This window comes from Streptomyces sp. NPDC042336 (genome assembly GCF_055581985.1).
The window spans coordinates 306,315-327,732 of the sequence record NZ_JBVJEA010000009.1; the positions used below are offsets into that span (position 1 = coordinate 306,315).

Below are 21,418 nucleotides of genomic sequence, written 5' to 3' on the forward strand. Positions count from 1 at the left end.
CGCGGCTCACGGGTGCTTCTCGACCGCCGACCAGAAGTGCTCCACGATCCGGTCCAGGAAGTCCCGTCCCGAGGCACTGGAGTCGGGGGCGCCGCCGCCCCAGCTGAGGGTGGCGGTCATGCGCCCCTGGTAGTCCTGGTGCAGCACCTGGAGGACGTTCTCCAGGACCCGCCGGTCCAGCGGCGCCAGCTTGGCGATCGGGCGCACACAGCCCTGCCAGCGGGTGGTCACCGCGCTCGTCAGCAGGTCGGCCAGCTTCTCCTCGCGCCCCGTGACGGTCACGAAGTCGGGCGGCGTGAGACCGAGCACGTCGGCGAGCTGGGCCGACTGCCGGTCGGTGCCGCGCCAGTCGTCCGCCTCCTCCATCCGCAGGTAGGCGGGCAGCCCGAGCCCGACCCCCCGGGCCACGTCCTCGGGTGCCAGCCCGCGGGCGACGCGGTGCTCGCGCAGGGACTGCGGCCGGCCGATCAGCTCACCCGGCGAGCACCACAGCACCCCGGCGAGCGCGGTCAGCTCCGGGCCCTCGGGGGCGGCCGTGCCCCGCTCCCAGGCGATGACGAGGTCGGGGGAGACGTACGGCAGCCCGTACGAGACCCGTATGCCGTGGGCGACGTGCTCGGGCCCCATGTTGAGGGCGGCACGCAGCCGACGGGCGGCGAGGGCGTTGAACGGAGGGCCCGACTGGCTCGGGCCGGGTGAGGGTCGGCGCACGCGCCACACCGTAGGGGTCCGGGGCCACGCTGACTACGGGCTGTTCGGCCAGCGATACGGATTGTAGGAACATACGGGGGCGCGCGGAACCGGGCGCGCCCCCCGTCGCCTACCCCTTCACGGCCCCGCCCAGCGCGAAGCCGCCGCCCAGCCGCCGGGAGATCAGGACGTACAGCAGCACGACCGGCGTCGAGTAGACGATCGAGAACGCCGCCAGCTGCCCGTACGCCACCATGCCGCGGTTGCCGAAGAAGTCGTTGATGCTGACCGAGGCGGGCATCTGGTCCGGGGAGAGCAGCAGCATGAAGGGGACGAAGAAGTTCCCCCACATCATCACGAACGAGAACACCGTCACCACCGCCACCCCGGGACCCATCAGCGGCAGCACGATCCGCAGCAGCGACTGGAACGACGACGCCCCGTCCGTCCAGGCCGCCTCCTCCAGTTCCTTCGGCACGCCGTCCATGAAGTTCTTCATCAGCCAGATCGCGAAGGGCAGCTGCGAGGCGGCGAAGAAGAAGATCGTCCCCTGCATGGTGTCGATCATGTTCACCCGCACGAACAGGGCGTAGACCGGGACCATGATCGCGGTGATCGGCAGGCTGGTCGCGAACAGGATGGTGAGCAGGAACGGCCGGTTCAGCCGGGACCGGAAACGGGAGAGCGGGTACGCCGCGAGCGCCGCGCACACCACCGTCAGCAGGGTCGCCCCGCCGCACAGGATCAGGCTGTTGAGCAGCGGGGTGAAGGTGATCTCCGGGGTGAGGATCGCGTCGAAGTTCTCCAGCGTGACCCCGTCGGGGACCTTGACCCGCAGACTCGCGTGCGGGTCGAGGGCGGACAGCACCACCCAGGCCAGCGGCAGTACGAAGGCGGCGGCCACGAGCAGGAGCCCGGCGTCGGCCGCGGTGCGGCGCCGGTTGCGCCGCGCGGCGGGGGTCGTACGGCGGGGCGTGAGCGTGTCCGTCATCTCAGACCTCCGTCCGCAGCAGGCGCAGGTACACGACCGAGAACAGCGAGCCGATCAGCAACAGCAGCAGCGCCACCGCCGTGCCGTACCCGATCAGGCTGTTCTGGAAGGCCTGCTCGTACATGAACAGCGGCAGCGTCTGGCTCTTGCCGCTCGGCCCGCCCCGCGTCATCACCCAGATCAGCCCGAAGACCGACAGGGTCTGCAGCGTGTTGAGCATGAGGTTGGTGCCGATGGAGCGCCGGATCATCGGCAGCGTGATGTGCCACATCCGGCGCCAGCCGCTCGCGCCGTCGACCTCGGCGGCCTCGGTGACCTCCTTGGGGATCTCGTTCAGCGCGGCCGAGTACACCAGCATCGAGAACGCGGTGCCCCGCCACACGTTGGCGAAGGACACCGCCAGGATCGGCAGTGTGAACAGCCAGTTCTGGGAGGGCAGGTGGAGCCAGTCCAGGATGGCGTTGAGGGTGCCCTCGCGGCGGAAGAAGGCGTAGAGCAGGAAGCCGGCCACCACCTCCGGCAGCACCCAGGCCGTGACAACGATGCCACCGGTGAGCGTGCGGACCGGCTTCGAGGCCCGCTGCATCAGCGAGGCCAGCGCCAGCCCCAGGGTGTTCTGCCCGATCAGCGAGGACACCACGGTGAACACCAGGGTCAGCCAGACGGCGTTGAGGAACGCCTCGTCCTTGAAGGCACGGGTGAAGTTGTCGAAGCCCACGAAGGACTCCTGCGCCTGCCCGGTCAGCTGGAGGTCGGTGAAGGCGATGACGACGCAGTAGACGATCGGGCCGGCGAGGAAGAGCAGCAGCAGGACGACGGCGGGGGAGAGGGGCAGGGCACGGAACAGGGACCGGCGGACGGTGCCGGAACGCGCGCCGGGGCCGGCCGGGGAGGCCGGGGTCTTGCGGACCTTCGGGCCCGCGTGCCCCGGCGCGGTCGCCGTCACCTGCTCACCACCTGGTTGTCGGTGGCCTCCTTGAGCGACTCGTCGTAGCCGCGCGCCGCCTCCTCGACCGACTTGTCCCCGGTCGTCACGCCCTCCATCGCCTCCTGGATGGCGACGGACACCTTCGGGTACGCCGGGTAGGCGGGCCGGTAGTGGGTGTCGGCGACGAGGTCGGTGAAGAACTTGATGCCGGGCTGGGCGTCGACGTAGGCGGGGTCGTTCGCGACGTCCGCACGGACCGCGATGCCGGAGTTGGCGATGTACCACTTCTGGGCGTTGGCCTTGGTCTGCATCGTCTTGACGAACTCGAAGGCCAGGTCGGGGTTGCCCGCGTTGGCCGGGACGGACCAGGTCCATCCGCCGGACATGCTCACCTTGCCGGGAGCCTGTCCGTTCTGCGTGGGCATGGCGGCGAGGCCCAGCTCCTTCGACCACTCGGGCCACTCGTGCCCGCTGCCCTCCAGCCAGTCCTGCGGCAGCCAGGAGCCGTCGAGCGCGATCCCGAGCTTGCCCTGCGGCAGCAGCTCACCGCGCACCTTGGTGCCGAAGTTGGGGTCGAGCGCGTCGGAGACCTCCGGGCCGAGCTTCTCCTTGTACACCGTCTCGACGAAGGCGAGGGAGTCCTTGAACTCCTGCCCCGCCGTGACCCACTTCTTGCTGCCCTTGTCGTACAGCGGGTCGGCGCCGCCGTCCCCCGTGCCGTACAGCAGCATCTCGAAGCCCTGCATGGTGGCGGCCTCCCCGGCGGGCTTGCCGGTGTAGACGTTGAGCGGCGTGACACCCGGCACCTTCTCCTTGATGGCGCGGGCGGCGTCGAGCACATCGGCCCAGGTCTTCGGCTGCCAGTCGGCGGGCAGCCCCGCCTTGGCGAACACGTCCTTGCTGAACCACAGCCCCCGGGTGTCGGTGCCGTCCGGCACGCCGTACGTCTTGCCGTCCTCGCCCTTGGCCGCCGCCTTCGCGGTGTCGATGAACTGGTCCCAGTCCTTCCAGTCGGCCAGGTAGTCGTCGAGGGGCTTCAGGTACCCGCTGGTGATGTCGGAGTTGATGAGGAAGGTGTCCTCGTAGACCAGGTCAGGGGCGGTCTTGGGGGAGCGGAGCATCTGCTGGAGCTTGGTGTAGTACTCCGAGTCGGGCGCCTTGATCGGCACCAGCTCGACCTTCTTCCCCGGGTTGGCCTTCTCGAACTGCTTCTTGATGTCGGCGAGATAGGTGTCCATCACCTTGATGGAGTTGTCCGTCGACTGCTTGAAGGAGACCTTCACCGTGTCCGGATCACTGCCGGAACCGCTTCCGCAGGCGGCGAGCGAGGTGGAGGCGAGCGCGGTGAGGGTGAACAGGGCGGTGAACCGGACGGTGGGGCGCACGGGCATGACCTCCTACGGGCACACGACGCTGTGGCCTGGACGGCTGCGTGGCGAACGTAAGAGGAGTGGTCCAGCCAGGTCAATGCTCCTGCGAGTGGGGATTCGGGGGGCCCGGCGACGGGGCTCGGAGGTACGTGGGCGCCCGTCGCGCGCGGGACAGGGCCGTGGGCGGTGGGTCTACCCCGGCCCGACGCGCTTACCGGTGACGGGCCCGTAGAAGGCGCCGCCCCGGAAGTCGACGTGGTCTCCGCCGTACGTCGCCCCGGCGGCCCGGTGCTGCCGGGGGTCCTCCGCAGGGGGCGAAGAGCCCTCGCGGGCGCGGTACTTGAGCAGCGCCGCCACCGTCACCGCCGCGGCATGCTCGGCGGCGCGCTGCTGTGAACCCGAGGTGTCGGCCTCGTGCTTCCCGGCGTCGGCGCGGTCGCTGATGCCCCGGATCACCAGGGCGTTCACCTGGCCGTTCAGGTGGGCCGCCCGGAGGGCACCCGAGCCCTCCATCTCGATCGCGCCCGCGTCGTCGTAGTTCCGGCGGAGGAGCCGGGAGATCTCCGACTCGGCGTCGGCCAACACCACATCGCCTGTGGCGATGGGCATGAAGTGCGCCCTCACGCCGGGCATGTCCCGTACGGCGGAGCGCGCCGCCTGTTCCAGCGCGTGCGAGCCCGGCAGGGCCTTCGGCCGGACCAGGAAGCCCTCCGGGGCCTGCTTGCCGCCGTGGATCTCGTACACCTGCGTGCCCACGACGACGTCGCCGATCCCGACGTCGTCCTTCAGGCTGCCCGCGACCCCGACGAACAGCACGGCCTCGGGGCGCAGCCAGTGGATGAGCTGGGTGGTGAGAGCGGCGGTGCGCTCGGCGCCCATGCCCAGCTCGGCGAGGGCGACGTGCCAGGAGGTGCCCGGCAGCCGGCCCACTTCGACCCGGGTCCCGTCCCGGTGCACCCGCTCCTTACGCTCCTCGACGCGCGTACGGACGGCGGCGTATTCGAGCGGGAGTGCGGTCAGCACCAGAACGGTGGGCTGGATGTCCGGCATAGTCATAAGTTACCGCTGGGAGAAGGGGACCGAGTGCCGGAACAGGACGTCACGGTCGGGCAGTTGCTGCTCGCCGAGTACGAGAGCGTGAAGAGCGAGCAGAGGGCGAGGATCGGCTTCCGGGACAACCTCCTCTACGTGACGCTGGCCGTCGTGGCCGCCGTCATCGCCGCCACGGCCCAGGCGGAGCAGCCCTCGATGCTGCTCGCGCTGCCGCCGGTGTGCCTCGTCCTCGGGTGGACCTACCTCGTCAACGACGAGAAGATCTCGGCGATCGGGCTGTACGTCCGGGACGATCTGGGGCCGAAGTTGGCCGAACTCGCCGCTCACAGCAGTGGGTTCGCGACCTTCGGCTGGGAGGCGTACCACCGGAGCGACACCCGGCGCCGGTCCCGCAAGACGATCCAGACCGTGATCGACCTGACGGCGTTCTGCGCGGTACCCCTGGCGGCGCTGATCGTTTTCTGGGCGAACGGGGACGCCGCCCGGCTGCTCGTCGCCCTCTCGGTGCTGGAGGCGCTCGCCGTGGCAGGGCTCGCCGCGCAGGTCGTGTGGTACGCGAAGGCGGCGTGAGCGCCCCTCTGGCATGGGAAGGGCGCGCATGGAAACGGCACTGCTGACGGCTCTGGCCGAGGGCGCGGGCGGGGACGGTGGACGCCGGGCGGTGCAGGAGCTGGCGCGGGCGGTGGGGCTCGACGCCGGTGCGTCCGTCCACGACATCGCGAAGGCGGCCGCGGAACCGGCGCGGCGGGATGCCGTACGGGAGTGGGGCGAGGCGGTGGCCGAGCTGCTGTCCGCCGAGCCGCCCGGCGTCGCCGGTGCCGTCGCACGGGCCATGGAGCGGTCGGCGCCGGGTAGCGCCAGGTCCTGGTACGGAGGCGACCATACCGACTTCCGGGGCGGGTTCTTCCTGCGCGAGGTGATCGGGGTGCAGGTCGTGGTCCAGCAGGACGGGGCCGCCGTCCCGGAGGTGATGGCGGGCCTGCCGCCGAGGCCCGGCGGGTTCACCGGCCGGGAGCGCGAGACCGAGGACCTGTTGCGCGCGCTGGACCCGGACGGGGCGCGGTCTGCCGTGTCGGCCGCGACCCTCGTCGCCGCCGTGTCCGGCCTCGGTGGCATCGGCAAGACCGCGCTCGCCGTCGAGGCCGCGCATCTCGCCCGTGACCAGGGCTGGTTCCCCGGCGGGGTCCTCTTCATCGACCTGCACGGCTACGACCGGGAGCCCGTCACCGCGGACCGAAGTCTGCGCACCCTGCTGCACGCTCTCGGTACCCCGCCGGAACACATCCCCACCACGACGGACGAGCGGGCCGCGCTCTACCGCTCGACGCTCGCCGCCCGGGCCCACGAGAGGGGCGCGGTTCTGGTCCTGGCCGACAACGCCTCCTCGCCGGACCAGGTGCGGCCCCTCCTGCCGGGCGATTCCCGGCACCGAGTGCTGGTCACCTCACGTGATCGCCTGCCGCAACTCGGCGCGCGGCTCGTCCCTCTGGACCAGCTCGGCGCGAGCGAGGCGTACCGACTCCTCGACCGTGCCCTGGGGATCGCCGACCCGGAGGACGGCCGGGTGGCGGACGACCCCGGCACCGCTGAGCGACTCGCCGGCCTCTGCGGGCACCTCCCGCTGGCCCTGCAGATCGCGGCCGCCCTCCTGGCGGAGGACCCGGGCAAGCCGGTGGCCGAACTCGTGGCGGAACTGGCCGAGGCCAGCGACCGGCTCGACCACCTCGACGACGGCGAGCACAGTGTCCGCGCCGCCTTCGCGCTGTCCTACCGCCGACTGCCGCCCGAGCAGGCCCGGCTGCTGCGCCTGCTCGCTCTCGCGCCGGGGCCCGAGGTGAGCGACGGGGTCGTCGCCGCGCTGGTCGGCCACGATCGGCCCCCGGCGCGAGAACTGAACGCCCTCGCCCGCGCGCACCTCGTGGAGCGGGGGCGCACGCGCGGGTGGTGGCGGCTGCACGACCTGGTGCGCGTGTTCGGGGCGGGACTGGTGGACCGGGAGGAAGGGGACGCGGCGCGGTCGCGGGTGCTGCGGTACTACCTGGAGCGAGCCCTCGCGGCGGACGCCCGGCTGAAGCCTCGCAGCGGGGAGTCCCGGGAGACCGGGCCCTTCCCCGACCGTCGGGAGGCGCTCGCCTGGTTCGACGCGGAGCGTGCCGGGCTCGTGGCGGCCGTCCGGTGGGCGTCGGACCGGCAGCGGGCCGCCGACGCCGTCCGGCTCGCCGGTGCGCTCGGTGAGTACCTGGACTGGCGGCGCTGCTTCGACGACGCGGTCACCGTGTACGGGGCCGCCCGTGCCGCCGCGCACCAGTCGGGTGACGAGGCCGCCGAGGCCGCCGCGTGGAACAGGACGGGGACCGCCCTGCGGGGAAGCAGGCGGCTCAGGGAGGCGTACGACGCCCACCGACGGGCGCGCGACCTGTACCACGCCGTGGGCCACGACAACGGCAGGGCGATGGCGGTGTCCAACCTCGGCGCCATCCTCGGCGACGTCGGGCAGATCGACGAGGCCGTGAACGCCTTCCGGCTCGCACTCGACCTGTTCCGTCGCACCGGTGACCCGCACAGCGAGGCCGGTGTGTGGAACAACCTCGCCCTGATACTGCGCAAGTCCGGCCGCGTCGACGAGGCACTCGACGCCCTGCGTGCCGCTCTCGGCCTCTACCGGGAGACGGGGGACCGGCCCCGCGAGGGCAGGGCCTGGCACAACTACGCCGTCGCCCTCAACGCGCGGGGCCGTACGGCGGAAGCCGTGACCGCCTGCCTCGAAAGTCTGGACATCTGCGAGGAGTTCGAGGACTGGCACGGCAGCGCCCGGACGCTGTACGCCCTCGGGCTCGTGCACGAGACGGCCGGGGACGCCGAGCGGGCCCGCGCGCGCATGACGCAGGCCGCCGACGCCTACGAGCGGGCGGGCTCGTCGAAGGAGGCCGAGCAGGCCCGCAGGGCGGCCCGGCTCACCGGCCCGGTGCCCACCGGTACACCAACTCCGGCCGTCCCACCTGGCCGTACTGCGGGCTCCGGCCCGCCCGGCCCGCGTCGACCAGGTGCTCCAGGTAACGCCGGGCCGTGATGCGGGAGATGCCCACCGCTTCCGCCACGCCGGCCGCCGTGAGGCCCTCGGCCGAGCCGCGCAGCGCGCCCGTCACCCGTTCCAGGGTCGGTCCGCTCAGGCCCTTGGGCAGGGCCGCCGGGCCGGGGGCGCGGAGCGTGGCCAGGGCCCGGTCCACCTCGTCCTGGCCGCTCGCCTCCCCGGCGGTGGCCCGGAACTCGGCGTACCGCACCAGGCGGTCGCGCAGGGTGGCGAAGGTGAACGGCTTCAGCACGTACTGGACGACGCCCAGCGACACCCCCTCGCGCACCATCGTCAGGTCCCGCGCCGACGTCACCGCTATCACGTCGGTGTGATGCCCCGCCGCCCGCAGCGAGCGGGCCAGCTGGAGTCCGTGCACGTCCGGCAGGTGCAGGTCGAGCAGGAGCAGGTCCACCGGCGTGCGGTCCAGCATCCGCCGCGCCTCCGCGCCCGTGTGGGCCTTGCCGACGGCGACGAACCCGGGCACCCGGCCGACGTACATCACGTGCGCGTCGGCGGCGACCGGGTCGTCCTCGACGACCAGGACCCGGATGGGCTGCGAGTCGGCGGTGCTCATACGGCACCCCCGCGGTGAGTGGCCGCGCCGCGGAGGCGGCAGTCGCCGTGGGCCGCACGACGCGGGTCGAAGGCGTCCCGGTGGTCCACGCCGACCGGGACGACCCGTACGGGCCGTTGCCGTGTCACACCGCACCCCCGGCGCCCGGTCTGCCCACCGAGGCGGCCGGTGTCGCCCCGCCGCCCCCGGCATCGCCCAGCGGCAGCCGGGCCTCGAAGCGGGCGCCGCCGCCCTCCGCCTCCGTCACGGCCAGGGTGCCGCCGTGCCGCCGCACCGCCTGCCGGACCAGTGCGAGGCCCAGGCCGCGTCCGCCCTCTCCGGCCTGCTTGGTCGAGTAGCCCCGCTGGAAGACCAGGTCGGCGTGGGCGGGATCGACCCCGGCACCCGTGTCCGACACCCGCAGCACCAGCTCCGGACCGGGGCGCCCGGCGTCCTGCGTGTACGCCGCCACCGTGACCCGCGAGGGCACCGCGCCCTGCGCCGCGTCCACCGCGTTGTCCACCAGGTTGCCCAGGATCGTCACCAGGTCCCGGGCGGGCAGCGACGGCGGCAGCAGTCCGTCGTCCAGTCGGCTGTCCTGCGACACCACCAGCTCCACTCCCCGCTCGTTGGCCTGCGCCGTCTTGCCCAGCAGCAGAGCCGCCAGCACCGGCTCGCTCACCGCCGCCACCACCTGGTCGGTGAGGGCCTGCGCCAGCTCCAGCTCCGCCGTCGCGAACTCCACGGCCTCCTCGGCCCGTCCCAGCTCGATCAGCGAGACGACCGTGTGCAGCCGGTTCGCCGCCTCGTGCGCCTGGGACCGCAACGCCTGTGTGAAACCCCGCTCCGAGTTCAGCTCGCCCGTCAGCGACTGAAGCTCCGTCACGTCCCGCAGCGTCACCACCGTGCCCCGGCGCTCGCCCCCGGAGACCGGCGAGGTGTTCACCACCAGCACCCGCTCCGCCGCCAGGTGCACCTCGTCCACCCGCGGCTCCGACGCCAGCAGCGCCCCCGTCAGCTGCGAGGGCAGCCCCAGGTCCGCCACCGAGGCGCCGACCACGTCACCGCGCACGCCGAGCAGCTCCCGTCCGCCGTCGTTGATCAGCGCGACACGGTACTGCCCGTCCAGCATCAGCAGTCCCTCCCGCACCGCGTGCAGCGCCGCCTGATGGTAGTCGTGCATCCGGCTCAGCTCGTCCGCGTTCATCCCGTGCGTGTGCCGGCGCAGCCGCTGGTTGATCACGTACGTACCGACCGCACCGAGCAGCAGCGCCCCGGACGCCACCCCGGTCAGGGCCGTGAGCTGCTCCTGCGCCCGCTTGCTGATCTCCTCGACCTTGATCCCGGCGCTGACCAGGCCGACGATCCGGCCGTCGTCCACGACGGGCGTGACCGCCCGGACCGAGGGACCGAGCGTGCCCGAGTAGGTCTCGGTGAAGGTCTCGCCCCGTTGCGCGCGCTCGATGTGGCCCTGGAAGGGATGGCCGATTTCCTTCGGTTCGGGGTGGGTCCAGCGGATGCCCCGCGGATTCATGATCGTCACGAAGTCCACGTCGGTGTCCCGCATGACCCGCACCGCGTACGGCTGGAGGCGCGCCGTGGGGTCCGGGGTGCGGATCGCCTCCGCGACGGACGGCGAGTCGGCGATCGCCAGCGACACCGCCCTGGCCTGGCGCCCGGCCGCCTCCTCCGCCTGCCCCCGGTCGCTGATGTAGGTGAACAGTGCGTACCCGACCACGACGACCGCTATCAGCACGGCCTGCATGGCGAAGAGCTGCCCCGCCAGGCTGCGGGGTCTCGGGACGCGGAGGTGCATGCCGCCAGTCTCCCTCCTGGCTGGATTGTGAACTAAATGAACGCAAGGGTGACCGCGCTCACACGCCGGGAGATAGTCACCCCGTCCCCGAAACACACCCCCGGACGTGAGCCGCACGCCGGTGATGCCGACGACGTCGTCAAGGAGGGCCGCCGTGACCAGCGAAGCCGCTACGGCACCTGCCGCACCCAAAGCCAAGCGCGACCGCACGCACTATCTCTACATCGCCGTGATCATCGCGGTCGCCCTCGGCATCGCCGTCGGTCTGGCCGCCCCCGACTTCGCCACCGAGCTGAAGCCGCTCGGCACCGGCTTCGTGAACCTGATCAAGATGATGATCTCGCCGATCATCTTCTGCACGATCGTGCTGGGCATCGGCTCCGTCCGCAAGGCCGCCAAGGTCGGCGCGGTGGGCGGTATCGCCCTGGTCTACTTCCTGGTGATGTCGCTGGTGGCGCTCGCCATCGGCCTGATCGTCGGCAACATCCTGGACCCGGGCACCGGCCTCGCGGTCACCGACGCCGTCAAGGAGACCGGCCAGGCGCAGGTCGACGCGGAGGCCAAGGGCACCGTCGACTTCCTGATGGGCATCATCCCGACGACGATCGTCTCGGCGTTCACCGCGGGCGAGGTGCTGCAGACCCTGCTGATCGCCCTGCTCTGCGGCTTCGCCCTGCAGGCCATGGGCAACGCCGGGCAGCCCGTCCTGCGCGGCATCGAGCACATCCAGCGGCTGGTCTTCCGTGTCCTGGCGATGATCATGTGGGCGGCCCCGGTCGGCGCGTTCGGTGCCATCGCCGCCGTCACCGGCTCGGCGGGCGTCGACGCCCTCAAGAGCCTGGCCGTGCTGATGCTCGGCTTCTACGTGACCTGCGTCCTCTTCCTCTTCCTGGTGCTGGGCACGCTGCTGCGCGTGGTGGCCGGGATCAACGTCTTCTCGCTCTTCAAGTACCTGGGCCGGGAGTTCCTGCTGATCCTGTCCACGTCCTCGTCCGAGTCGGCGCTGCCGCGCCTGATCGCGAAGATGGAGCATCTGGGCGTCAGCAAGCCGGTGGTCGGCATCACCGTCCCGACCGGCTACTCGTTCAACCTCGACGGCACCATGATCTACATGACCATGGCCTCGCTGTTCATCTCGGACGCCATGGGTACGCCGATGTCGATCGGTGAGCAGATCCCGCTGCTGCTCTTCCTGCTGGTCGCCTCCAAGGGTGCCGCCGGTGTCTCCGGCGCCGGTCTCGCGACGCTGGCCGGCGGCCTGCAGTCGCACAAGCCCGCCCTGGTGGACGGCATCGGCCTGATCGTCGGCATCGACCGCTTCATGAGCGAGGCCCGCGCCCTGACCAACTTCGGCGGCAACGCCGTCGCCACCGTCCTCATCGGCACCTGGACCAAGGAGATCGACAAGGACCGGGTCAACGAGGTGCTGGCCGGCCGGGTCCCGTTCGACGAGAAGACCCTCCTGGACGACGGACACGGCGCCGCCGACGACGAGGACACGCCGGACCTGCCCGAACAGGGCGGCGAGAAGGAGCTGGCGAGGGCCTGACACCCGCCCGCTCCGGGTGTGCCCGCACACCCCGGGCGGCTGAGGTGCTCCCCCCGTTTCTCAGCCGCCCGGTCCCCCCGAAGAAGCCCCGCGCCCTCCCCGGGCGCGGGGCTTCTTGCCTTGACGTCCGCGTCAAGGCTTACGTTCGTCCGTATGCGAATCGGCGAGCTGGCCGCACGCGCCGGGACCACCACGCGGACGCTGCGGTACTACGAGTCGCGGGGCCTGCTGCCCGCACGGCGGGGTGGCAACGGCTACCGGACCTACGACGAGGACGACCTGAAGCTGCTGCGGCAGATCAGGACCCTCCAGGACTTCGGGTTCGACCTGGAGGAGACCCGCCCCTTCGTGGAGTGCCTGCGCGCCGGGCATCCCGAGGGCGACTCCTGCCCGGCGTCCCTGGTGGTCTACCGGCGCAAGCTGGCCGAGCTGGACACGCTGATCGAGCAGCTCACGGCGGTGCGCGCGCAGGTCGCCGCGCAGCTGACGCGGGCCGAGGCGGCGGCTCCGGGGGGCCCGGAGCCCAAGTGCGAACTGGGAGGACACGGATGACGAGCAACGGGGTGCCCGAGGTGACGGACGCGGACTTCGCGGCCGAGGTGATCGGGTCGGAGCTGCCCGTGCTGGTGGAGTTCACCGCCGACTGGTGCCCGCCGTGCCGGCAGATGGCGCCGGTGCTCGGCGCCCTGGCCGAGGAGGAGGGAGACCGGCTCCGGGTGGTGCAGCTGAACGTCGACCGGAACCCGGCGACCACGAACGCCTACAAAGTGCTGTCGATGCCGACGTTCATGGTGTTCCGCGGGGGTGAGCCGGTGAAGTCGATGGTCGGCTCCCGGCCCAAGCGGCGGCTCCTGGAGGAACTGGCCGACGTGCTCTGACCGGCCCGGCACCCGGAGCCGGCGACGGATCGGCCCACGAGAAATCCCCCGAGCAATTGCGCTCGGGGGATTTCTCTGCGTATATTCGTTGATTCGTGACTTCAGGTAAATGAGGTCGCGAAGAAGTTCAGTAGGCACAGTATATGCGGCCGGGAGTGGAATTGTCAAACACCGAATTTCCGGACGATGAATTGCTGCACGAGCAGGAATTCATCGACGGACTGTACGCGCGCGTGGACGCGCTGCGCGGCGACGCCGAGACCTCCGTCACCGACGCGCTCGCCCAGGGCAACACCCCCCAGCAGGCCCGTCTGGAGCGGGACATCCTGGTCGCCGAGCGCTCCGGGCTGCTCGCCGCGCTCAACGCGGTGGACGGCTCCCTCTGCTTCGGCCGGATCGACCTCACCTCAGGGGAGGGTCACCACATCGGCCGCATCGGCCTGCGCGCCGACGACGCCGAACGCACCCCCGTCCTCATCGACTGGCGGGCCGGTGTCGCCCGCCCCTTCTACCTGGCCACCGGCCACACCCCGATGGGGCTGCGCCGCCGCCGGCACATCACCAGCGAGGGCCGCACGGTCACCGCGCTGCACGACGAGATCCTCGACCTCGGCGACGAGAGGCGCACCGGCCACGAGGACCCCTCCGGCGACGCCGTGCTGCTCGCCGCGCTGAACTCGGCGCGCACCGGCCGCATGGGCGACATCGTGCAGACCATCCAGGCCGACCAGGACCGCATCATCCGCGCCCCGCACCGCGGCGTCCTGGTCGTCGAGGGCGGCCCCGGCACCGGCAAGACCGCCGTCGCCCTGCACCGCGCCGCCTACCTCCTCTACGAGCACCGCGAACTGCTCGCCAAGCGCGCCGTCCTCATCGTCGGCCCCAACCCGGCCTTCCTCGGCTACATCGGCGAGGTGCTGCCCTCGCTCGGCGAGACCGGCGTGCTCCTCGCCACCGTCGGCGAACTGTTCCCCGGGGTGAAGGCGAGGGCGACGGACACCCCCGAGGCGGCGGCCGTGAAGGGCCGGGCCGGCATGGCCGACGTGCTCGCCGAGGTGGTCCGCGACCGGCAGGCGCTGCCCGACCCGGTCATCGCGATCGAGCACGACCGCGAGATCCTCATGCTGGACGACGACCTGGTCAACGTCGCCCGCGAGCGCACCCGCGCCGCCAAGCTGCCGCACAACGCGGCCCGCGAGCACTTCGAGGGCCACATCCTCAACACCCTGACCGACATGGTCGCCGAGCGCATCGGCACCGACCCCTACGACGGCACCAACCTCCTCGACCCCAGCGACATCACCCAGATCCGCGACGAACTCGCCGAGAACCCCGAGGTCTGGTCAGCCATCGACCAGCTGTGGCCCCGGCTCACCCCGAAGCGCCTGGTCGCCGACTTCCTCGCCGCCCCCGAGGCCTTCCTGCCCGCCGGGGACGCCGCCGCCGTCCGCCGCCCGGTCACCCGGCACTGGACCGTCGCCGACGTGCCCCTGCTGGACGAGGCGGCCGAACTGCTCGGCGTGGACGACCGGATCGCCCGCTCCCGCGCCGAACGCGAGCGCGAGGAGCAGATCGCCTACGCGCAGGGCGTGCTGGACGTGTCGTACGCGTCCCGGACCTACGAGTTCGAGGACAAGGACGAGGAGGACGCCGAGGTCCTGTCCGCGCACGACATCATCGACGCCGAGCGGTTCGCCGAGCGCCAGGAGGAGGACGACCACCGCAGCGCCGCCGAACGCGCCGCGGCCGACCGCACCTGGGCGTTCGGGCACATCATCGTGGACGAGGCGCAGGAGCTGTCCCCGATGGCCTGGCGGCTGCTGATGCGCCGCTGCCCGACCCGCTCGATGACCCTGGTCGGCGACCCGGCGCAGACCGCGGAGGCGGCCGGCGTCGGCTCCTGGTCGAAGATCCTCGCCCCGTACGTCGAGGACCGCTGGGAGCACACCCGCCTGGGCGTCAACTACCGCACCCCGGCAGAGGTCATGGACCTCGCGGCGGCCGTGGTCCGCGCCGAGGACCCGGAGTTCGCGCCGCCGAGTTCGGTGCGCTCGACGGGCGTGCGCCCCTGGGTCCGCGCCACCGGCGACCTCCCCTCCGCCGTCGCCGAGGCGGCCCGGGAGCTGACCCCCGAGGAAGGCCGCCTCGCCGTCATCGCCCCGCGCGAGCTGCACCGGGCGCTCGCGGCCCGGCTCGACGGCGTGACGGCGGGCGCCGAGCCGGACCTGACGCACCGGACGGTCCTCCTGGACCCGCGCCAGTCCAAGGGCCTGGAGTTCGACTCGGTCCTGGTCGTCGAGCCCGGCCGCTACGGCACCAGCGACCTGTACGTCGCCCTCACCCGCGCCACCCAGCACCTCGGCGTCCTGCACAGCGAGCCGCTGCCGAAGGGACTGGCCGACGCCGGGTGACGGTCAGGCCGGACGCAGCCACACCGTCGCCAGGGGCGGCAGGGTCAGCCGGATGCTCGCCGGGCGGCCGTGCCATCCCTGGGCCTCCGGCTTGACCGGGTCCGGATTGACCACGTCGCCGCCGCCGTACCGGGCGGCGTCGGTGTTGAGCACCTCGTGCCAGGCCGGGACGTCGTCGGGAACGCCGAGGCGGTAGCCGGAGCGGACCACCGGGGCGAAGTTCGACACCGCGAGCAGCGGGGTGCCGTCGGCGTCCAGGCGCAGGAACGCCAGCACGTCGTCCTCGGCCGCGTCCCCGACCACCCAGGCGAACCCGGAGGGGTGGGTGTCGCGCCGCCACAGCGCGGGCGTGGCCCGGTAGACGGTGTTCAGGTCCCGGACCAGGTCGCGCACGCCCCGGTGGTCGGCCGCCGCCCCGTACTCCGGGTCCAGCAGCCACCAGTCGGGACCGTGCGCCTCCGACCACTCCGCTCCCTGGGCGAACTCCTGGCCCATGAACAGCAGTTGCTTGCCGGGGTGGGCCCACATGTAGCCGAGGTACGCCCGCTCGTTGGCCCGCTGCTGCCACCAGTCGCCGGGCATCTTCGACACCAGCGACTTCTTGCCGTGCACCACCTCGTCGTGCGATATCGGCAGCACGTAGTTCTCGCTGTACGCGTACACCATGGAGAAGGTCAGCTCGCCGTGGTGGTACTTGCGGTGCACCGGCTCGCGGCTCATGTACTCGAGCGAGTCGTGCATCCACCCCATGTTCCACTTCAGCCCGAACCCCAGCCCGCCGAAGCCGCTCGGCCCCTTGTGGTGCGTGGCCCGCGTGACCCCGTCCCAGGCCGTCGACTCCTCCGCCACCGTCACGACGCCGGGCACCCGCCGGTACAGCGTCGCGTTCATCTCCTGGAGGAAGGCCACCGCGTCCAGGTTCTCCCGGCCGCCGTGCTCGTTCGGCGTCCACTGGCCCGGCTCGCGCGAGTAGTCCAGGTACAGCATCGAGGCCACCGCGTCCACGCGCAGCCCGTCGATGTGGAACTCCTCGCACCAGTACACGGCGTTGGCCACCAGGAAGTTGCGCACCTCCCGGCGCCCGAAGTCGAACTCCAGCGTTCCCCAGTCGGGATGCGCCGCACGCAGCGGGTCGGAGTGCTCGTACAGCGGGCGGCCGTCGAACTCGGCCAGCGCCCAGTCGTCGCGCGGGAAGTGGGCCGGCACCCAGTCCATCAGCACCCCGATCCCGGCCCGGTGCAGCCGGTCGACCAGGTACTTGAAGTCGTCGGGGTCGCCGAGCCGGGCCGTGGGCGCGTAGAAGCCGGTGACCTGGTAGCCCCAGGAACCGCCGAAGGGGTGTTCGGCGACCGGCATCAGCTCGACGTGGGTGAAGCCGAGGTCGGCGACGTAGGCGGGGAGCTGCTCGGCCAGCTCGCGGTAGGTCAGACCGGGGCGCCAGGAGGGCAGGTGGACCTCGTACACCGACAGCGGCGCCTCGTGCGCCGGCGCGTCCGCGCGGTGGGCCAGCCACTCCTCGTCGCCCCAGGTGTAGTCCGAGGTGTGCACCACGGAGGAGGTGGCGGGAGGCACCTCCGTCCGGCGGGCCAGCGGGTCGGCGCGGAAGGTGCGGGAGCCGTCGGGCCGGGTGATCTCGAACTTGTACAGCTCGCCCGCGCCCACCCCGGGCAGGAACAGCTCCCACACCCCGGTCGAGCCGAGCGAGCGCATCGGGTGACCGGTGCCGTCCCAGAAGTTGAAGCCGCCGGCCACCCGCACCCCGCGCGCGTTCGGCGCCCACACCGCGAACCGGGTGCCCGCCACCCCGTCGTGCGTGGTCGGGTGCGCGCCGAGGGCCTGCCACAGCTGCTCGTGCCGCCCCTCGCCGATCAGGTGCAGGTCCAGCTCGCCCAGGGTGGGCAGGAAGCGGTACGGGTCCTCGACCTCCTGGACCGTCCCCTCGTACGCCACGAGGAGCCGGTGGACCGGGACCTCCTCCAGCGGCGCGAGACCGGAGAAGAACCCGTCCCCGTCGGCGTGCAGCTCCAGCCGCAGCTCTCCGGAGAGCACGGTCACCGCGAGGGCGTACGGCCGGAAGGCCCGGAACGCGACCCCGCCGGGCACCCGGTGGGCGCCGAGCACCGCGTGCGGGTCGTGGTGCGTGCCGGCGAGCAGCCGCTCCCGGTCGCCGGTGTCCAGCGCGGGGGAGACGGCGACCTCGGCCTTCGGCGAGGCGACGGCGGCCTCCTGCCGGGACGCGGTCTTCTTCGCGACCGTCTTCTTGGCGACGGTCTTCTTCGTCACGGCTTTCTTCGTGACGGCTTTCTTGGCGACGGTCTTCTTGGCGGCGGCCTTCTTCGTGGGCTTGGCCGTCTCCTTCCCGGCCGTCTCCTTCCCGGCTGTCTTCTTCCCGGTCGTCTTCTTCGGTTCGGGGCCGCTGGACGAGGGGCGGGGGGTCACGGGAGGAGCCTCCTGGGCGAAGTGGGAGCGGGCGGGGGCGTCATGCGGGCTCGGGCACGGACAGGCGGCGCACCGCCGCCATGGGCACCGCGAGCCAGTCGGGACGGTGCCGGGCCTCGTACAGGACCTCGTAGACCGCCTTGTCCGTCTCGTAGGCGCGCAGCAGCACCGGATCGGTGCGCGGGTCCCGGCCGCCGGCCTCCGCGTACCCGGTGCAGTACGCGGCCCGGCAGGACTCGGCCCAGCCCGGCACGCGCACCTCGGCCGAGTGGGCGGCGTAGTCGAAGGAGCGCAGCATCCCGGCGACGTCCCGCACCGCCGGCTGCGGAAGCCGGCGCTCGGGCAGGGGTTTCGCCGGTTCCCCCTCGAAGTCGATCAGTGACCACTCGCCGTCGGGGGAGCGCAGGCACTGGCCGAGGTGCAGGTCGCCGTGGACGCGCTGCGCGGTCCAGGAACGGCCCTCGGCGGCCAGGTCCGCCAGCGCCGTGAACGCCGTCCGCAGTGCGGGCGCGTACGACCGGAGCAGGGGCACGGCCCCGGCGGCCTCCTCCAGACGCTCGATCATGCCGTCGGCGAGCTGCCGCGCCTGGGCGTGGCCGAGGGTGACGGTCGGCAGCGCGCGGGCCAGCGCCGTGTGCACCTCGGCGGTGGCCCGCCCGAGCGCCCGGGCCTCGGTGACGAAGTCCTCGCCCTTGGCCAGCTCGCGCAGCGCCAGCTCCCAGCCGTCGGCCGCGCCCTGCAGATAGGGCTGGAGCACGCCCAGCACCCAGGACCGGCCCGCCAGGTCCGCCACCATCCATCCCGCCGGTGCCGGCACCCGGGGGCAGCCCTCGCGGGCCAGGGCCAGCGGCAGCTCCAGGTCGGGATTGACGCCGGGCACGATCCGCCGCAGCAGCTTGAGGATGAACGTATCTCCGTACACGACCGACGAGTTCGACTGCTCGGCGGTCATCAGCCGCGGCACCAGCCCGGTGCGGATGTCCTGGCCAGGTGCCCGCTCGAAGCGCAGCCCGCCGACGCGGGCCCGTGTGCGCAGCGCCTCCAGCAGAACCTCGGCGGGGCGGGTGTCGTACAGGGCGTCGTAGGCGGTGCGTCCGGCCGCCGGGCCCTCGGTCACATGTCCGATCAGCGCGGGCGCGAGCCGGGGCGGCAGCGCCTCGCGCGTGCCTATCAGGAGCTGGTAGCAGTCGCCGGGTTCCTCGGCCGCGCCACCGGCCGCCGTGTGGCGCTGGTGGGCGCGGACCAGTACGTGGTGGAGGCCGAGGCGGGAGTCGGCCGGGAGCAGTTCGGTCGCCGCGACCAGTGAGAAGCCGGTGACCGGGCGCCCCTTGCCGGCGAACCAGCGCTGCCGTGGCAGCCACTCGCGAAGCAGTGGATCGAGTGACGCAAGGAGGCCCGGCGGGCTCGTATCGGTGCGTATGACGGCTTCCGACATGACGTCGCGTCCTTTCCCCGGATCGTCGGGGTGGTTACTGATGCGTGCCCCGGGCGGAGCGGCGGAAACCGCCCCGCCCGGGGTGGGGCCGGACGGGCCCTGGGCCTAGGCGGCGTCCTTGCGCAGCCGGAACCAGTAGAAGCCGTGACCGCCCAGGGTCAGCAGGTACGGCAGGTCGCCGACCGCCGGGAAGCGGACCCCGCCGAACAGTTCGACCGGATGGCGTCCGCCGAAGGCGCTGAGGTCCAGCTCCGTGGGCTGCGCGAACCGGGAGAAGTTGTGGACGCACAGCACCAGGTCGTCCCCGTACTCGCGCAGGAAGGCCAGCACCGCCGGGTTCGACGAGGGCAGCTCGGTGTAGGTGCCCAGGCCGAAGGCCACGTTCTGCTTGCGGATCTCGATCATGCGGCGGGTCCAGTGCAGCAGCGAGGACGGCGAGGCCATGGACGCCTCGACGTTGGTCACCTGGAAGCCGTAGACCGGGTCCATGATCGTGGGCAGGAACAGGCGCCCGGGGTCGGACGACGAGAAGCCGGCGTTGCGGTCGGGCGTCCACTGCATGGGGGTGCGCACCGCGTCGCGGTCGCCGAGCCAGATGTTGTCGCCCATGCCGATCTCGTCGCCGTAGTAGAGGATCGGCGAGCCGGGCAGGGACAGCAGCAGGGCGGTGAACAGCTCGATCTGGTTGCGGTCGTTGTCGAGGAGGGGTGCCAGGCGCCGGCGGATGCCGATGTTGGCGCGCATGCGCGGGTCCTTGGCGTACTCCGCGTACATGTAGTCGCGTTCCTCGTCGGTGACCATCTCCAGGGTCAGCTCGTCGTGGTTGCGCAGGAAGATGCCCCACTGGCAGCCGGACGGGATCGCCGGGGTCTTGGCGAGGATCTCGGAGACCGGGTAGCGCGACTCCCTTCTGACCGCCATGAAGATGCGGGGCATGACCGGGAAGTGGAAGGCCATGTGGCACTCGTCGCCGCCCGCGGCATAGTCGCCGAAGTAGTCGACGACGTCCTCCGGCCACTGGTTGGCCTCCGCCAGCACCACCGTGTCCGGATACTGCGCGTCGATCTCCTTGCGCACCCGCTTGAGGAAGGCGTGCGTGGCCGGGAGGTTCTCGCAGTTGGTGCCCTCCTCCTGGTAGAGGTACGGCACCGCGTCCAGGCGGAACCCGTCGATGCCCAGGTCCAGCCAGAACTTCAGCGCGGAGATCATCTCCTCCTGCACGGCCGGGTTCTCGTAGTTGAGGTCCGGCTGGTGGGAGAAGAAGCGGTGCCAGTAGTACTGCTTGCGCACCGGGTCGTAGGTCCAGTTGGACGCCTCGGTGTCGACGAAGATGATCCGCGCGTCCTGGAACTGCTTGTCGTCGTCGGCCCAGACGTAGTAGTCGCCGTACGGCCCGTCCGGGTTGGTGCGGGACTCCTGGAACCACGGGTGCTGGTCGCTGGTGTGGTTCATGACGAAGTCGATGATCACGCGCATGCCGCGCTGGTGGGCGGCGTCCACGAACTCCACGAAGTCGGCGAGGTCGCCGAACTCGGGCAGGACGGCGGTGTAGTCGGAGACGTCGTAGCCGCCGTCGCGCAGCGGTGACTTGAAGAAGGGCGGGAGCCACAGGCAGTCCACGCCCAGCCATTGCAGGTAGTCCAGCTTGGCGGTGAGGCCCTTGAGGTCGCCGACGCCGTCGCCGTTGCTGTCCTGGAAGGAGCGGACGAGGACCTCGTAGAAGACGGCTCGTTTGAACCAGTCGGGATCGCGGTCCTTGGCGGGGGTGTCCTCGAAGGTGTCCGGCACGGGCTCGTTGACGATCATGTGATGGGTGACCCTCCGATCTGCGGGTGGGACGGTCGCAGAACCGTGCAGACGTGCGCGGGCGTACGGCCCGGCTCCAGGCGCACATAGTTGGCCCTGCCCCAGTGGTAGGTCTCGCCGGTCAGCTCGTCACGCACCGGCACCGACTCGTGCCAGTCCAGGCCGAGTTGCGGCATGTCCAACGAGACCGTGGCCTCCTGGGTGTGGCGGGGGTCGAGGTTGACGACCACCAGAACCGTGTTCGACCCCTGCCGCTTCGAGTAGGCGATCACCTCCTCCTTGTCCGTCGGGTGGAAGTGCAGATCGCGCAGCTGGCGGAGAGCCGGGTTCTCGCGCCGGATGGTGTTGAGGCGGGTGATGAGGGGGGCGATGGTGGTGCCCTCGCGTTCGGCGCGGGCCCAGTCGCGGGGTTTGAGCTGGTATTTC

The 21,418-nt window shown here is 71.8% G+C and carries 16 protein-coding genes and 1 pseudogene; 6 read left to right on the forward strand and 11 right to left on the reverse strand.

Annotated features, from left to right (window positions below; all coding sequences use genetic code 11):
- Positions 1-6: 6 nt before the first annotated feature.
- The 5 genes from ACZ6IM_RS21655 to ACZ6IM_RS21675 form a co-directional block, all read right to left on the reverse strand.
- A complete protein-coding gene (locus ACZ6IM_RS21655) occupies positions 7-720 on the reverse strand; it encodes a helix-turn-helix domain-containing protein (RefSeq protein WP_052840619.1) in 714 nt (237 codons plus the stop codon).
- A 100-nt stretch (positions 721-820) separates the two neighbouring features.
- Positions 821-1,681 (reverse strand): carbohydrate ABC transporter permease, encoded by an 861-nt coding sequence (locus ACZ6IM_RS21660; protein WP_052840618.1) that lies wholly within the window; start codon positions 1,679-1,681, stop codon positions 821-823.
- Between the two features lies 1 nt (position 1,682).
- Entirely contained in the window at positions 1,683-2,627 is a 945-nt protein-coding gene (locus ACZ6IM_RS21665; protein ID WP_052840617.1) for a carbohydrate ABC transporter permease, read from the reverse strand.
- Positions 2,624-4,000 carry an extracellular solute-binding protein gene (locus ACZ6IM_RS21670; RefSeq protein ID WP_469558260.1) on the reverse strand — a complete coding sequence of 459 codons (1,377 nt, stop codon included), beginning with the start codon at positions 3,998-4,000 and terminating at the stop codon, positions 2,624-2,626. Before ACZ6IM_RS21670 ends, ACZ6IM_RS21665 begins: the two co-directional genes overlap by 4 nt.
- 171 nt (positions 4,001-4,171) lie before the next feature.
- Positions 4,172-5,035 carry a 5'-methylthioadenosine/S-adenosylhomocysteine nucleosidase family protein gene (locus ACZ6IM_RS21675; RefSeq protein ID WP_469558263.1) on the reverse strand — a complete coding sequence of 288 codons (864 nt, stop codon included), beginning with the start codon at positions 5,033-5,035 and terminating at the stop codon, positions 4,172-4,174.
- Positions 5,036-5,062: 27 nt separating this feature from the next.
- Between ACZ6IM_RS21675 and ACZ6IM_RS21680 the strand changes: the two genes are divergently transcribed.
- Together ACZ6IM_RS21680 and ACZ6IM_RS21685 are read left to right on the forward strand one after the other, a co-directional pair.
- Positions 5,063-5,602 carry a hypothetical protein gene (locus tag ACZ6IM_RS21680; protein ID WP_052840615.1) on the forward strand — a complete coding sequence of 180 codons (540 nt, stop codon included), beginning with the start codon at positions 5,063-5,065 and terminating at the stop codon, positions 5,600-5,602.
- A gap of 205 nt (positions 5,603-5,807) precedes the next feature.
- Positions 5,808-8,102: a tetratricopeptide repeat protein gene (locus ACZ6IM_RS21685; RefSeq protein ID WP_469558289.1), complete on the forward strand. Its 2,295-nt coding sequence runs from the start codon at positions 5,808-5,810 to the stop codon at positions 8,100-8,102.
- Here the strand turns inward: ACZ6IM_RS21685 and ACZ6IM_RS21690 are convergent.
- Both ACZ6IM_RS21690 and ACZ6IM_RS21695 read right to left on the reverse strand, forming a co-directional pair.
- Positions 7,987-8,679 (reverse strand): response regulator, encoded by a 693-nt coding sequence (locus ACZ6IM_RS21690; RefSeq protein ID WP_052840614.1) that lies wholly within the window; start codon positions 8,677-8,679, stop codon positions 7,987-7,989. The genes ACZ6IM_RS21685 and ACZ6IM_RS21690 overlap by 116 nt on opposite strands.
- A 124-nt stretch (positions 8,680-8,803) precedes the next feature.
- Positions 8,804-10,474 carry an ATP-binding protein gene (locus ACZ6IM_RS21695; protein WP_052840613.1) on the reverse strand — a complete coding sequence of 557 codons (1,671 nt, stop codon included), beginning with the start codon at positions 10,472-10,474 and terminating at the stop codon, positions 8,804-8,806.
- 154 nt (positions 10,475-10,628) lie between these two features.
- Here ACZ6IM_RS21695 and ACZ6IM_RS21700 point away from each other — a divergent pair, with 154 nt between their 5' ends.
- From ACZ6IM_RS21700 to ACZ6IM_RS21715, 4 genes are all read left to right on the forward strand, one after another.
- Positions 10,629-12,023 (forward strand): cation:dicarboxylate symporter family transporter, encoded by a 1,395-nt coding sequence (locus ACZ6IM_RS21700; RefSeq protein ID WP_052840612.1) that lies wholly within the window; start codon positions 10,629-10,631, stop codon positions 12,021-12,023.
- A 153-nt stretch (positions 12,024-12,176) separates the two neighbouring features.
- A complete protein-coding gene (locus ACZ6IM_RS21705; protein WP_052840611.1) occupies positions 12,177-12,575 on the forward strand; it encodes a MerR family transcriptional regulator in 399 nt (132 codons plus the stop codon).
- Positions 12,576-12,586: 11 nt separating this feature from the next.
- Entirely contained in the window at positions 12,587-12,901 is a 315-nt protein-coding gene (locus tag ACZ6IM_RS21710) for a thioredoxin (protein ID WP_052840921.1), read from the forward strand.
- A 143-nt stretch (positions 12,902-13,044) separates the two neighbouring features.
- On the forward strand, positions 13,045-15,312 hold the full coding sequence (locus ACZ6IM_RS21715) for a HelD family protein (protein WP_469558268.1): 2,268 nt from the start codon (positions 13,045-13,047) through the stop codon (positions 15,310-15,312).
- Positions 15,313-15,315: 3 nt separating this feature from the next.
- On the opposite strand, the gene glgB is transcribed toward ACZ6IM_RS21715, so the two are convergent.
- From glgB to ACZ6IM_RS21735, 4 genes and pseudogenes are all read right to left on the reverse strand, one after another.
- Positions 15,316-17,751 (reverse strand): 1,4-alpha-glucan branching enzyme, encoded by a 2,436-nt coding sequence (glgB, locus tag ACZ6IM_RS21720; RefSeq protein ID WP_469558271.1) that lies wholly within the window; start codon positions 17,749-17,751, stop codon positions 15,316-15,318.
- 40 nt (positions 17,752-17,791) lie between these two features.
- Positions 17,792-19,186 carry a maltokinase N-terminal cap-like domain-containing protein gene (locus tag ACZ6IM_RS21725; RefSeq protein ID WP_052840609.1) on the reverse strand — a complete coding sequence of 465 codons (1,395 nt, stop codon included), beginning with the start codon at positions 19,184-19,186 and terminating at the stop codon, positions 17,792-17,794.
- A gap of 105 nt (positions 19,187-19,291) precedes the next feature.
- Positions 19,292-20,992: a maltose alpha-D-glucosyltransferase gene (gene treS / locus ACZ6IM_RS21730; RefSeq protein ID WP_469558275.1), complete on the reverse strand. Its 1,701-nt coding sequence runs from the start codon at positions 20,990-20,992 to the stop codon at positions 19,292-19,294.
- Positions 20,989-21,418, reverse strand: a pseudogene (locus ACZ6IM_RS21735) (alpha-1,4-glucan--maltose-1-phosphate maltosyltransferase); the annotation flags it as partial. The gene treS and the pseudogene ACZ6IM_RS21735, both read right to left, overlap by 4 nt.

Coding starts and splice junctions, on each gene's coding strand:
- treS (WP_469558275.1), bottom strand. CDS start 20,992: ATGATCGTCAACGAGCCCGTGCCGGACACCTTCGAGGACACCCCCGCC.
- ACZ6IM_RS21660 (WP_052840618.1), bottom strand. CDS start 1,681: ATGACGGACACGCTCACGCCCCGCCGTACGACCCCCGCCGCGCGGCGC.
- ACZ6IM_RS21670 (WP_469558260.1), bottom strand. CDS start 4,000: ATGCCCGTGCGCCCCACCGTCCGGTTCACCGCCCTGTTCACCCTCACC.
- ACZ6IM_RS21675 (WP_469558263.1), bottom strand. CDS start 5,035: ATGACTATGCCGGACATCCAGCCCACCGTTCTGGTGCTGACCGCACTC.
- ACZ6IM_RS21705 (WP_052840611.1), top strand. CDS start 12,177: ATGCGAATCGGCGAGCTGGCCGCACGCGCCGGGACCACCACGCGGACG.
- ACZ6IM_RS21725 (WP_052840609.1), bottom strand. CDS start 19,186: ATGTCGGAAGCCGTCATACGCACCGATACGAGCCCGCCGGGCCTCCTT.
- ACZ6IM_RS21690 (WP_052840614.1), bottom strand. CDS start 8,679: ATGAGCACCGCCGACTCGCAGCCCATCCGGGTCCTGGTCGTCGAGGAC.
- ACZ6IM_RS21715 (WP_469558268.1), top strand. CDS start 13,045: ATGCGGCCGGGAGTGGAATTGTCAAACACCGAATTTCCGGACGATGAA.
- ACZ6IM_RS21695 (WP_052840613.1), bottom strand. CDS start 10,474: ATGCACCTCCGCGTCCCGAGACCCCGCAGCCTGGCGGGGCAGCTCTTC.